Source organism: Vibrio parahaemolyticus, assembly GCF_900460535.1.
GTDB lineage: Bacteria > Pseudomonadota > Gammaproteobacteria > Enterobacterales > Vibrionaceae > Vibrio > Vibrio parahaemolyticus.
Genome location: NZ_UHIL01000001.1, coordinates 1,424,224 through 1,437,985, shown reverse-complemented (window position 1 = coordinate 1,437,985; position 13,762 = coordinate 1,424,224). Strand labels below are relative to the sequence as shown.

Annotated in this window: 12 protein-coding genes; 10 read left to right on the top strand and 2 right to left on the bottom strand. The window is 46.8% G+C overall.

All coding sequences use genetic code 11. The features are described from left to right. Positions 1–44: 44 nt before the first annotated feature. On the bottom strand, positions 45–641 hold the full coding sequence (locus DYB02_RS07270; RefSeq protein WP_015296558.1) for a response regulator transcription factor: 597 nt from the start codon (positions 639–641) through the stop codon (positions 45–47). Next, positions 631–2,373, bottom strand: coding sequence for a sensor histidine kinase (locus tag DYB02_RS07265; RefSeq protein ID WP_370446066.1), 1,743 nt, complete (start codon positions 2,371–2,373; stop codon positions 631–633). The genes DYB02_RS07270 and DYB02_RS07265 overlap by 11 nt, the downstream gene beginning before the upstream one ends. Before the next feature lie 362 nt (positions 2,374–2,735). On the opposite strand from DYB02_RS07265, the gene DYB02_RS07260 reads away from it, so the two are divergent. From DYB02_RS07260 to norR, 10 genes are all read left to right on the top strand, one after another. Beyond that, positions 2,736–3,719 (top strand): sulfurtransferase, encoded by a 984-nt coding sequence (locus DYB02_RS07260; RefSeq protein ID WP_029803983.1) that lies wholly within the window; start codon positions 2,736–2,738, stop codon positions 3,717–3,719. A gap of 21 nt (positions 3,720–3,740) precedes the next feature. Further along, positions 3,741–5,537, top strand: a complete 1,797-nt coding sequence (locus DYB02_RS07255) for an FAD-dependent oxidoreductase (RefSeq protein ID WP_029803984.1) — start codon at positions 3,741–3,743, stop codon at positions 5,535–5,537. After that, positions 5,534–6,304, top strand: coding sequence for a heterodisulfide reductase-related iron-sulfur binding cluster (locus tag DYB02_RS07250; protein ID WP_005478886.1), 771 nt, complete (start codon positions 5,534–5,536; stop codon positions 6,302–6,304). The genes DYB02_RS07255 and DYB02_RS07250 overlap by 4 nt, the downstream gene beginning before the upstream one ends. A 69-nt stretch (positions 6,305–6,373) precedes the next feature. Further along, positions 6,374–7,051 carry a TVP38/TMEM64 family protein gene (locus DYB02_RS07245; RefSeq protein ID WP_005495647.1) on the top strand — a complete coding sequence of 226 codons (678 nt, stop codon included), beginning with the start codon at positions 6,374–6,376 and terminating at the stop codon, positions 7,049–7,051. Between the two features lie 222 nt (positions 7,052–7,273). After that, complete coding sequence (locus DYB02_RS07240; RefSeq protein WP_005495649.1) at positions 7,274–8,434, top strand: ABC transporter substrate-binding protein; 1,161 nt, start codon at positions 7,274–7,276, stop codon at positions 8,432–8,434. A gap of 9 nt (positions 8,435–8,443) precedes the next feature. After that, the gene (locus tag DYB02_RS07235; protein WP_029803986.1) at positions 8,444–10,153 is read left to right on the top strand and encodes an ABC transporter permease; all 1,710 of its coding nucleotides are present in this window, start codon (positions 8,444–8,446) and stop codon (positions 10,151–10,153) included. Then, positions 10,119–10,766 carry an ATP-binding cassette domain-containing protein gene (locus DYB02_RS07230; RefSeq protein ID WP_020903950.1) on the top strand — a complete coding sequence of 216 codons (648 nt, stop codon included), beginning with the start codon at positions 10,119–10,121 and terminating at the stop codon, positions 10,764–10,766. The genes DYB02_RS07235 and DYB02_RS07230 overlap by 35 nt, the downstream gene beginning before the upstream one ends. Continuing rightward, positions 10,759–11,370 (top strand): CDP-alcohol phosphatidyltransferase family protein, encoded by a 612-nt coding sequence (locus tag DYB02_RS07225; protein ID WP_005495656.1) that lies wholly within the window; start codon positions 10,759–10,761, stop codon positions 11,368–11,370. The genes DYB02_RS07230 and DYB02_RS07225 overlap by 8 nt, the downstream gene beginning before the upstream one ends. 124 nt (positions 11,371–11,494) lie before the next feature. Next, entirely contained in the window at positions 11,495–11,974 is a 480-nt protein-coding gene (locus tag DYB02_RS07220; RefSeq protein WP_005462302.1) for an outer membrane lipoprotein, read from the top strand. Between the two features lie 212 nt (positions 11,975–12,186). Then, a complete protein-coding gene (norR, locus tag DYB02_RS07210) occupies positions 12,187–13,716 on the top strand; it encodes a nitric oxide reductase transcriptional regulator NorR (protein WP_020903951.1) in 1,530 nt (509 codons plus the stop codon). Positions 13,717–13,762: the final 46 nt, after the last annotated feature.

Below are 13,762 nucleotides of genomic sequence, written 5' to 3'. Positions count from 1 at the left end.
CAAAACCATTTTTTAAAGCAGCCAACTGGCTGCTTTTTTTATACCTAAATTACGTGCCCTACTTTATGAATCAATGCCGCTAAACTTTCTACTTCCAACTTCTTCATTACATTGGAGCGATGAACTTCTATAGTACGAAGCGAAACACACAGTTGGTTCGCCATATCCTGATTTTTCATCCCTTTAACCACCAGAATCAGTACTTCTTTTTCTCTTCTAGTAAGGCTTTGAAGAGTTAGTTTTGCACTTTGTTTTTCTTGGTTTTTTAGTGAACATTCCATAGCATTATCGATTGCCGCCACTAAAGCATTACCGTCCACAGGCTTTTGAAAAAAGTCCAACGCGCCTTCTTTTAAGGCGTCGACTGCCATTGGAATATCACCATGCCCAGTCAGATATATAACGCTGATTGGACTGCATTGATTACGCATTAGCAGGTGAAGCTCCTGCCCACGCATTTCTGGCATTCGGCTATCCAACAATACACATCCAGCTTGATGCAGATTCACTCTCTGTAAGAAATCTTGCCCGTTTGAATAGACATCGACGCTATAACCATAACTTTCTAACATAAAGGCCATTGATTCTAAAACAGGCACTTCATCGTCAACGATATAAAGTGGGCAAAGATTACGACTCATTCTGAGCTTCCTGATATGGTAAAACGATAGTCACTTGACACCCAAATGGGTCAATTGACCTAAAATTGATGGAACCTTGGTGCGCTTCAATTACATCGCGACAAATAGCAAGCCCTAGCCCTAGGCCATTTTCCTTCGTGGTATAAAAAGGCTGATCGAGAGGGGTATTTTGCTCTTCGAGCCCGACCCCGTTATCCATGACGTCAATGATGACAACGTCATCACAAAAGCTGACATGGAGATCAACAAACAACTCTTTTTGCGAAGTCGAATGAGCAAGACAGGCATCTTTGGCGTTATTAAGCACATTAATGATCACCTGTTGCAATCCAGTCACATCCACATAAACGTTTTGTACCTCGCCAGAATACATCACACCTAGTTGGATATTGTGACGTTGGAACTCATAATCCACCAACTTCATTGCATCATTGATGACGGCAGGTAAGTCAACCCAGCTTTTCTCGATTGGCGTCCGGTGAATCAAACTACGTAAACGCTGCACTATGTCACTCGCAGACGTCACTTGTTGTTGAATTTTCTCTATTATCGGCAACATTTCTTCGGGTGTAGTGCCTTGCTCCATCCGCATCTTTGCACCTTGACTGTAGTTTTTAATCGCAGCCAATGGTTGATTAATTTCATGTGCGATACTGCTGCCTAATTCCCCCACAATCGTAATCCGTTGAGCGTGTTCCAACATGCTACTCTTGCGACGTAAATCATTGAGGGTAGCTTTCAACTTTTCTCTACTACGTTTGAACGTCCACTCTAGCCAAAAGTGATAGATAGTCAGTAACATCAATGTTAGCAGCGCTGCGATAGCGACTGCTTGGTTTTTATGTAGCCACTCTTGAACCTTTTGCGCCCAAGGTTTCTGTAAGGGATGTAAGTCCAAATGCTTGTAGACTTTATCTACGTTAACGCTAGGCGCAGGTAGCGTCCAACCCACATTGTTGGCAGCAATAGCGGCTGAATGATCTGCAGGCATTGCAAACAGGGTTTGTGCGACCTTTTGCCCAACATCTACTGGAGCACGCTCCGTCATGGCCATGGTCCAATTTGGGTACAGAGGAGTACTAACTGCGCAAACCGAATCAGCAGGCCTTCTTTCGTTGAGCACTCGCAAATTATGCAGCTCTATCTTGCCTTCGGCCGCCATGTTTTCCAGTGTACAAGCAGGAACAATTGCAACATCAATTTGGTCGTCGATCACATCGAGAATCAACTGATCGGTCGGTGGGCCAGTAAAATGGATTGTTTCAAAGAACGATGAGTTGAAATACCCAAGTTTGTCGAGCTCATAACGTAGAGCAAGAAAACCACCAAACGCCTTTTCTGATACAGCGGCGATACTGGCTTCATTGATGTCTCTCAGTGTTTTAAAAGGCGATTCTTCACGCACAACAACGACTGATGCTATCGACTTGTTCGGCACATTGCTGTAAGCCGTTTTCTGCGTTGCTAGCCAGTTAATAGGGTACTCACGAGCAAGCTTAGTTGCCTGTCCTGGACTCGTTAATATGAAATCCAACCAACCGTGTAAAAAGGCTTCTTCTAGTTGGTCAAAATCGTAAGTATGTAAGTTGAATTCATAGTTAGGGTTTTGTTCTTCCAACCATGTCATTGTGGGTTGCCAAGATTCTTTGGCGTGAGAATGCCCTCTCAATGCCAACACACCTACATCAAATGTTGTCCTATAAGGCTGATGTTCTGCTTTGACTTGAGAAATACAGGTAAAACCAACAAATACAATAGAATAAAGGAGTTTTTGAAAATAATTTTTAGTCACTTAATAAAGCACAACGACAGCGCATTGGTTTCGCATTTTAGCACCGTTCCCCTCTCTAACTTTGTTGCTTTAGATCAATCCCACATCATTATTGTGGGAAACCACAATACCGCCTAACTATTGATTTCCTCAGAATGCCTTACCCACAAAGGGGTAGAACGCATTTCCGCTTATTTTAAGCCATGAACATCAAAAATGATTAAGAAACGTTCATGCCTGTACTCCCCCTTCAAAAGCATTCTATCTGTCGAAATATCAAGGATTCGGCAGCAAAACTTTAAATTAAAATACGGAAGCAACTCATGAAAAAATCGACAATTGCGTTGGGTATATTGGCCGCTGTCGCAGCGGTTGGCTACTCAGCTTACAATACGATGTTCTCAGCTGAGGCTGTGATTGTGGATGCTGCTGCTCAAGAGCAGAAGTTCACACAGTACGCTCACCCAGAACACTTCATCTCTGCACAACAACTGAAATCGCTGATGGATGGTGACAAAGACGTGGTTGTGATCGGTGCGCTAAACCCTATCAAACCAGATAGTCCTATTTCTGGTTCTTACACTATGTGGCGTAACGATTACTCAGCGGCTGAAGACGCCTACGACTTCAGCGGTATGAGTAACAGCACAGAAGAAATGGAAACAATCCTAGGTAGCTTTGGCGCAACAACAGACAGCACAATCGTCGTCTACGCTGCGGGCTCACACCACGATGCTGCGCGTCTTTACTGGCAAATCCATAACCTTGGTCACCAAGACGTTCGTTACCTTGACGGGGGCTTGAACGCTTGGATGGGCGCTGGCTACCCAACTGGCTCTGCAAACCAAAGCGTTGCAGCGGTTGAATACAACGCACCTAACACACAACAAGAGAACAATGCCCTAGCAACGCTAGACATGGTTATCGCAGCGCAAAACAACCCTGATTGGGTGATCCTAGATACTCGCGGCAACGACGAGTTCAACGGTGAAGTTGCGGTTTCTGGCGCATACGGTCCGGGCACTATCCCAAGCAGTGTTCACATTAACTGGACCAAAGCGTTGAACGAAGACACAACGCTGAAATCAGCAGAAGAACTGCAAGCCCTTTACGGCGACATCATCAAAGACAAGAAAGTTATCGCTTACTGCCAGTCTGGTGTTCGTTCTGCCCACACCACCATGATTCTTACTGAAGTACTAGGTGCAAAAGGCGTTTACAACTACGACGGCTCATGGATCGAGTACAGCCATGCTCACTACGAGCAGAAGAATCCTGAAGTGAACGTTATCAACGGCAAGAGCTAATCAACACGGAAACCGCAGTTAATGAACAATGTAATTTTTAGCCAAAAGCTATACGACACCGCGCAAATGATTGTCGATGGCTGTATGGGTGATGCCGATCCGGCATGTCAAACCGCATGTCCAATGCACACAGACGTAAAGCAATACGTTCGCATGGCGGGTGAAGGTAATTTTCAAGGTGCTCTGGATCTGATCCGCAGCAAATTATTTCTTCCTCAAACGCTTGGCCGCATCTGTGCACACCCTTGCGAGGCTTCTTGTCGTCGTAACACTGAATTCGGCCAGCCGATCAGCGTTGCAGGCATCAAACGCTTCGTCGCAGAAAAACTGGATAACCAAGATCACTGGGATCTTAACATTGCACCTCTGACTAACAAGCACATCGCGATCGTAGGTGCCGGCCCTGCTGGCGCGCAAGCAGCTATTGAGCTTCGTCGTCAAGGCCACGAAGTAACGATTTACGAAAAGCTAGACGTTTACGGCGGCATGATGCGTGTGGGTATCCCTGAATACCGTCTACCACGCGATGTTATCGATTTCGAATACAGCTACCTAGCGATGCTGGGTATCAAAACTCAGTTTGGCGTTGAGATCGGCAAAGACATTAGCTTCGACACTCTACGTAGCGAACATGATGCTGTGATTCTGGCTCACGGTGCACACGTAGGTTCGATCATCCCTCTGCCGGGTCATGACAACGATGGTGTGTTCTCTGCAGTTGAGTACCTAAAAGAGATTTCAGAAACCCGCCAATTCCCACGTGCAGGTAAACGCGTGATGGTTATCGGTGGTGGTGACGTTGCAATGGACTGTGCACGCTCTTCATGGCGTATTGGTGCAAGCGACGTTTACCAATGCTCACTTGAAAGTCTTGAAAACCTACCTGCAAGCCAAGTCGAAATCGACGAGTCACTAGAAGAAGGCGTCGAGTTCAACGCAGGTTGGGGTCCAGTCGCTATTGAACATGAGAACGGCAAAGTTACAGGCATTACGCTCAAGAAAGTACTGTCTATCTTCGACGAGCAAGGCAACTTTGCTCCTCAATACAGCGAAGAAAGCAAAACCATCTCTGTGGATACGGTTGTTTTCGCTACGGGCCAAATCGTGGCAGACATTACTGACGGTGCACTAGAACAAACTCGCGGCGGTCGTTACGTTGTCGACAAACAAACACTAGCATCGAGCCTAGAAGACGTATTCGTAGCCGGCGACGCATGTGGCGGTAACATCGTGATTGAAGCGATGGCATTAGGTCGTAAAGCAGCAATGAGTGTTGAGCGCTTTCTAACGACTCGCCCACTAACTGAAGACCGCGACTTCGAGCAAGAATACAGCTACTCATCTCGTCTAGACGTACCACTACCAAAAGGTACGGTAGATACCCCTCGCCTACACGGTGAGTTGCGTGACGCTGAAGAGCGTAAACAAGACTTTGCACAAGTGGATTTAGGCTTTACTGAAGAACAAATCAAACAAGAAGCATCTCGCTGTCTGCAATGTAGCTGCAAGCTATGTATGACCGAGTGCATCATGATGAATGACTTCAGTGACTGTCCAAAGACCATCTTCTCTGACTTCGTGAACAACAAGTCGATGGATCCATTGCTGGCTTACTCATGTAACGCCTGTGACCAGTGCACCATCGTGTGTCCGAAAGACTTCCCGATGAAGGAAATGTTCCTAGGCGCACGTACTGACTTTGTTAAGGCAAACAATGGTGAATCACCAATGCCGGGGCATAAAGCGATCAATATGCACCAGAAACTGGGCTTCTCAAAAATCTTCACTATGGCAAAACGAGCGGTATCGACAAAATGAGTAATAAAGTATTTATGCCAGGATGCAGTTTGCCATCCTATTCACCAGAAGGCGTAGCGGCCATTGCGAGCTACCTAAAAGAAGTATTCCCAGAAATGGGCGCAGTACAGAAATGCTGTGGCAAACCTACCGCGGCTATCGGCCAAACAGAGAAATTCAAAGAACGCTACGGCCAGCTTCAAGCCGACTTCGACAAGCTAGATGCACAAGAAGTCATCGTGGCGTGCCAAAGCTGCTACGGCATGATCAAAAAATCTGGCGGCACACAAAAGCCGGTTTCATTATGGAAACTGCTTCCAGAAATCGGGTTGCCAGAAGCGCTACGCGGCAAAGCAAAAAACAGTGACGTGGTGTTTACCATTCATGATTCTTGTTCGACTCGCTACGAGAAAGAACTGCAAGACGGCATTCGCTGGATCTTAAACGAGCTTGGCTACAAAACCTCTGAACCAGAACACACACGTGAAAACACGCGCTGCTGTGGCTTCGGCGGCATGGTTGTACCTGCAAACCCAGACGTGGCAACGCGCGTAATTAAGCGCCGTGTTGAAGAGTTTGAAACCGACTACGTAGTGGTTTATTGCTCGGCATGTCGTGCATCCATGATGGGTGTTGGTACGAAATCTTGGCACATTCTAGATCTAATGTTCGGCCCGGTGATCATGCAAGGCGATGAACCGCCAGTCAACGTACTCGCTAGCCCTGTGAAAGCTTGGTTCAACCGCTACAAATCAAAAGCGGGTCTGATCAAGTGTATGTCTGTGTAGCTATGTCTCTGTAACTACGTCTTTGTAGCTATATCTTTTTAATTATTAGGTTTAAGTGAAGTTGAACTTATGAAATTCGTAAAAATCGCTCTTATTGTCGCTGTTGTGGCTATTGCTCTGTTCGCGGCTAAACAAACTGGTATTCTTGAAATCATCACTGACATCAAGAGCCTACAAGATTGGATCGCAAGCTTTGGGGTATGGGGTTACGCCGTATTCGTAGCAGCATTCGTGTTTGCGTGTGTTTTCCTACTACCGGGCAGCGCGTTCACCATTGTGGCAGGTATCGTATTTGGTCCTATCAAAGGTGGCGTATTGGCGCTGTTTTCTGCAACGCTTGGCGCGGTGGCGGCATTCATCGTGGCGCGCTTCCTACTGCGTAATACCATCATGAAGAAGTTTGGCGACAACCCAATCTTCAAGAAAATCGATGACGGTGTAGCAGCAAACGGCACCAGCTTCTTGATTCTGACTCGTCTTGTGCCTGTATTCCCATTCAGCCTACAAAACTACGCTTACGGTCTAACCAGCCTCAACCTTGGCACTTACGCTCTGGTTTCTCTGTTGACCATGGCACCAGGCGCATTCATCTTCGCTTACATGGCGGGGGATATTGCGACAAACGGCGTGTCTGTGATGTTGCTAGTGAAATTTGCGGTTGCGGGTCTTGTGCTGTTTGGTATGTCTCTGATTCCAAAATACATCGCGAAGAAAAAAGGCATCAACATGGAAGAATTAGCGAAGTAGTCCGGTCTATCCAACATTGATGCTAAAAGAGTGCAGCTATCGTGCTGCGCTCTACCCTTTACATTATTGATAGTAATTCCCTGAATCAATTAATAAATCCTATTGGGATTCACATTGATAATACCGCGAGATAGATTACTATCCTTGTGAAGGACAGAGGCCATTCGCGAACAAACTCAGCGAAGCTTCAAACAAGAACCAGAAGAAAAACACGGACTACGTATGAAAAAGCTACTCAGTACCATTGGCATTTTAGCCACCACTTTTGCGACTTCATCTTTTGCTGACTCATCGGCCGCTAGTGAATGGCAAAAAATCGAACAACAAGCCGACGGACAAACCGTCTATTTTCATGCTTGGGGTGGTAGCCAAGAGATCAACCGCTATATCCAATGGGCAGGCAAAGAGCTTAAATCTCGCTACAACGTGACGTTAAATCACGTGAAAGTCACTGATATTTCCGAAACCACCACTCGCCTAATTGCAGAAAAAGCCGCAGGCAAAAACAGCGGTGGCAGTGTTGATATGGTTTGGATCAATGGCGAGAACTTCAAATCAATGAAGGATAACCAATTACTGTTTGGTCCTTTTGTTGAAGGTTTGCCAAGCTGGCAGTACGTTGATAAATCATTGCCAATTGATGTGGATTTTTCAGAGCCGACTGAAGGTCTGGAAGCACCTTGGGGTGTGGGGCAATTAGTGTTTATTCATGATGAGCAAACCCTGCATAACCCTCCTCGATCTTTTGCTGAAATGCTGAGTTACGCAAAAGCGTTTCCAAATCGCCTAACTTACCCTCGCCCACCAGAGTTTCATGGGACAAGCTTTATTAAAGCACTGTTGATTGAGTTGACCAACAACGATCCCGCTTTGCAAAAACCAGTCACTGGTGAAACATTTGAGCAAATCACTCAACCGCTATGGGCTTACCTAGATGAGTTCCATAAAGTTGCTTGGCGTGGCGGTAAGCAATTCCCGGGGGGGACGGCTGAAACGCTCCAATTACTGGATGATGGTCAGATTGATCTTGCGATTACCTTTAACCCAAACGCGGTTTTCTCTGCACAATCGAGCGGTAATCTTGCAGAAACCACCAAAGCGTATGCGATGGACGCAGGTGCACTCTCAAACATTCACTTCTTAGCGATTCCTTGGAACGCAAATGCCAGTGCCGGTGCGCAAGTTGCGATAAACTTTTTATTGAGCCCTGAAGCACAATCTCGCAAAGGTAACCTTAACATCTGGGGCGATCCTTCAGTGCTAAGCAGCCAATACCTAACAGGTTCGGCTAAAAATACTCAACAATTCAAATCTATCGCTGAGCCGCATCCGAGTTGGCAATCTGCCTTAGAAAAAGAATGGTTGAAACGCTACGGGAATTAATAAGAGCCCATGTTAAGAGCGCTATATTTAATCATTATCGCTGTTTGTATTTTACCTACCATTCCGGGACTACTCGGAGTGGTGGTTTCTGCGCTCGGTTATGTACCTCCTATCGGCTTGCACCACTTTTCTTTGGATGGATTTAACGCTGTTTTTGATTGGGAGGGTGTTTGGACATCCATCGGGCTGACTTTCTACTCTGCCATTTTCAGTAGCTACTTGGCTTGCTTGATCACATTTGCGATTTTGCAAGCATCGTGGGGCAGCAAGTTTTGGCGAAAAATTGAAGTTAGCCTCTCGCCACTTCTCGCTATGCCGCATGTCGCGTTTGCAATTGGCTTTGCCTTCTTATTTGCCCCAACAGGTATGGGCGTTAGGGTTCTCAACCAACTGTTTGGTTACGATCCAAATGCGCAAACGGTGAATGACTTAGCATTGCTGATTAAAGACCCGCATGCACTCGGTTTGATCATCATGCTTGCGATTAAAGAAGTGCCGTTTTTATTGTTGATGAGTATTCCAATTCTTCAGCAATTGAAAGTCGATAAGATTGAAAAAGTCAGTCACTCAATGGGCTACAGTTCGGCGCAAGCGTGGTGGAAATGCGTATTCCCACAATGGATAGCAAAACTGCGCTTTCCAATGCTGGCGGTATTGGCTTACAGCTTGTCGGTTGTCGATGTTGCATTGATTATTGGCCCTACCAACCCACCAACGTTTGCGGTTTTGGTATGGCAGTGGTTTAACGATCCTGATTTATCACTTCTACCAAGAGCTGCCGCAGGTGCGGTCGTGTTGTTTGCTATCGCTAGCCTTTTGATTGGATTTGCACGCTTAATGGAATGGTGTATTACCAAAGGCTTCAAACGCTGGCAGTACTCTGGTCGAAACGGGTTTCGTTTACCCGGTAAAACCCTATTTTCACTGATCGCGCTACTTGCACTTCTAATGATTCCACTCATGGTGGTATGGAGCTTTGCTCAACGCTGGCGCTTTCCAGATTTACTACCGAGCCGCTATAGCCTGCGTTTTTGGGAATACGAATGGCACAGTATTCTTGGTACGCTGGAGCAGAGCATGCTAATTGCCGTTATCAGCGCGACCGTCGCTCTAGCCCTTGCCTTGATCGCACATGAGTATCGCCTTCGTTATCGCTGGCAGGTGCCCGGTTACATCATCGCCATCCCAATGCTGATTCCTCAGCTATCCGTGCTATTCGGTATGCAAGTAGTGACGCTGTACTTAAACAGTAACGCGTATTTCTTTTGGGTATGCTGGGCGCACGTGTTCTTCGCGTTCCCATTTATTTACCTCTCGCTAGACGGTCCATGGCGCAGCTTCGATAACGGCTTAACTCGCGTCGCACTCAGCTTGGGTAAAACACCGATGCAAGCTTGGTTAAAAGTGAAACTGCCAATCCTCCTACCTGCGATTGCATTCGCATGGGCGGTTGGGATTAGCGTAAGTCTGGCGCAATACCTGCCGACATTGGTGCTAGGGGCTGGGCGCATTAGCACCATCACCACCGAAGCCGTTGCGCTATCCAGTGGTTTTGACCGACGTGTCACCGCGATTTACGCCATTTGGCAAGCACTCTTGCCGTTCTTGTTCTTCTCTTTTGCGATACTACTAAGCCGCTTACACGTGAAGTATCGCCGCTTGTCTATAAAAGGTTTACTACTGAATGAGTCTTTGTCTCGAAAACCTCGCCATCCGTAAAGCCAATGGCGACACGCTTTTTTCTGCGTTCAACATGACCGTAGAGAAAGGTGAAATTGTTACTCTGATGGGACCAAGTGGTTGTGGTAAATCCACTTTGTTGGATGCTATTGCTGGGCACCTATCCGCCGAGTTCAACTACTCTGGATCCATTACGCTTGATAACGAAAAGTTGGATGCCCTCCCTGCCCATAAGCGTCAGGTCGGTATTCTATTCCAAGACGATTTGCTCTTCCCCCACTTGACGGTGTGGGAGAACCTTGCCTTCGCGCTACCAAACTCAATCAAAGGTGAAGAACGTAAAGCTCACGCCATGCAAGCACTGAAGAACATTGCATTGACCAAACTTGCCGAATCCTTCCCAGATCAAATCTCCGGAGGACAACGTGCCCGTATTGCTTTGACTCGTATGCTGTTGGCAAAGCCGAAAGTTGCGCTACTCGATGAGCCCTACAGCAAGTTAGATAAAGATCTGCGCGTACAATTTCGCAATTGGGTGGTCGAGCAATTGCAGCAAGCGAACATCCCTACTTTGATGGTAACGCACGATGAAGACGACATTCCCAATGGCAGCCGCTGCCTAAACTGGCCGTGGGAGACAAATCATGCTTGATAGCCTGAGTATAAAGCTCATCCGCAAACCGCTGGCACTCAGTGCGACATACCTCGACAAATGTGGCATCACCGCAAACCAAACGACAGTATTTGGTTTTGTGCTTGGCTGCTTTGCCCTACCGGCTTTGATCACCGAACAATACTTGTTGGCATTGCTGTTTATTTTGCTGAACAGAATCTGTGATGGATTAGACGGCGCACTGGCGAGGATTCAAGGCATTACCGATGCGGGCGGTTTTCTCGATATCAGCTTAGATTTTCTGTTCTATTCCCTGATTCCTTTTGGTTTTGTGTTAGCAAACCCAGAACAAAATGCCATTGCAGGGGCATTTTTGATTTTTTCCTTTGTCGGAACGGGAAGCAGCTTTTTGGCTTTTGCCATCATGGCAGGGAAACAAGGCATCGATAATCCGGTGTATAAACACAAATCTCTCTACTACATGAGCGGCTTAACCGAAGGCACGGAAACCATCGGCTGTTTTGTGCTGTTTTGCCTGATGCCACAACACTTTTCGGTCATTGCATACATCTTCGGTGCGGCATGTTGGTTTACCACATTCACGCGAATTTACTCTGGGTTTCATACGCTCAAAGGCCGTTAACACCGCTCAGAAATGTACGTATTCTTGAGAAAAAACATCACTAAGCGACTGTTTATTAACGCATCAAAGCACATGCTAAATTGAGGTATATACTCTTTGGGTGGAGAAACCATTCGGAGGCTATATGAAAAAACACATCAAGTTAGGCATGTTGCTCACCATTACTTGTGCGATCGTGCTTGGCGGCTGTAGCTCACCTAACCCGTACGGAGATGCATACGGCTCGTCCGACACTCGCAAAGTTCAGCAGGTTTACTACGGCACGATAGAAAAAGTAGAACCCGTAACCATTGATGCCTCTACCCAATCCAACGCCATCGGTACAATAGCAGGGGCTGCCGTGGGTGGTATTTTGGGTTCGAAAATTGGGGGCGGTTCTGGCTCGGATATCGCAGCCATTGGTGGTGGTTTATTAGGTGGTTATGCAGGTAGTAAAGCCGCCGAAGCAACCGCGAAAAGAAATGGTGTGAACCTGACCATTCGATTAGAGGATGGAAAGATCATATCTGTCGTTCAAGAAGCAAACCCAAACATGATTTTCCAGCCAGGCCAAGCCGTTCAAATCAACATGTCTGGTAATGACGCAAGGGTTGTACCTCGCTAATTTGAACACGATGACTCCGTTCCATTGGTCTGCTGTTTTGGCTCAAAGAGCTTAGTCCGCGCAAGCGTACGTTGCTTACTCATCGGCTTGCGCGATTCTATTTGTATCAAATTTGATCGTCGTCAATGGAACATCAACCTCCCACACCTTTCGATGTTCAAATGACATCAAATTGCTAACATGAGCCCATTCCAGATAACTTTGGGCTTGTTATGACACCGACTGTTGACCACGTACTCCTTAATATCGCGCTAAACCTCAGCTCTAATCGCTCTCACGAGCAGCAATATCAAAACCTCATTGATGGGGTCGCGCAAGTATTCCCATGTGATGCGAGCTGCCTGTTTATCTTCGATGAGGATGGGTTTCTGACTCCTGTCGCGGTAAAAGGCTTATCCAGCTCGGTCTTAGGTCGTCGCTATTTCCCCAAAGCACATCCACGCTTAGATGCCATTATTCATAGCCGTGAGCCGGTGCGTTTCGATGCCGATTGTTCACTGCCTGATCCTTTTGACGGCACACTATTAACCGAAGACCAGTGCATTGATGTTCACGATTGCATGGGCTTTAGCTTGTATGTGGAAGGACAACTTGTTGGCGCGTTAACCATGGACGCCCTAACCATTGGCGCATTTGATGACATTGACCCTGTCGCTATCGAAACCTTTGCGGCTTTGACCGCTGCGACATTGCGTAACATTGCTCAATTAAAAGCACTCAAAGCGCAAAACCAGAAGCAAAAAAGCGTCACTCAAACCCTTATCCAGCAAGCCCGTTCTCAACATGGTGAAATGGTGGGTTTAAGTCCGCAGATCAACCAGTTACGAAACAACATTGCGACCGTTGCTCAATCAGATTACGCGGTACTTATCACAGGAGAGACCGGTACTGGTAAAGAACTGGTCGCGCACTCGGTGCACGCGCAATCTCATCGTAGCGATAAGCCGATGATTTACGTCAACTGTGCGGCCCTGCCTGAAGGTCTGGCTGAGAGTGAACTGTTTGGCCATGTCAAAGGCGCATTTACAGGTGCGAATAGCCACCGTGCCGGTAAGTTTGAATTGGCAGACGGTGGAACGATTTTCCTTGATGAAGTGGGTGAACTGCCTTTGATTTTGCAAGCAAAATTGCTGCGCGTAATTCAGCAAGGCGAGCTGCAACGTGTAGGTAGCGATCAGCATTTGATGGTCAATGTGCGCATCATCGCCGCGACCAATCGACAATTAGAAAAAGAGGTCGAAGCTGGCACGTTTCGAGCAGACCTTTTCCACCGTTTGAACGTGTTCCCAATCCAAGTCCCCCCACTGCGTGCCCGTGACGGGGATATTCCCGTTTTAGCAGGATATTTGTTGGAAAAAGTACGCCAACAATTCAATGCACCCAATCTGCACGTTCATCCTAAAGTGTTGACTCAATTGGAATCTTTACCTTGGTACGGAAACGTGCGCGAGCTCGAACACACTTTAACTCGCGCGGCTTTGCACGCCATTCAACAAGGCGCAAGCACGATCATGCTTAACCATTTCGACACCTCATTGGCTCTCGATGATGTAAAAAACACATCACATTATTTACCCAAAGAAAGCCAACCAATGCGAGAGCTAATAGAAAGCTATCAGCGTGATTTAATTGAACATGCTTTGAGCCAAACTGGTGGCGTTTGGGCAAAAGCGGCGGAGTTTTTACAAATGGATCGCGGTAACTTATATCGAATGGGTAAAAAGCTCGGGATCAATAAATAACCAACCACAAGAATCCGATGTAATTAAGACATCGTTTATGTTGTCT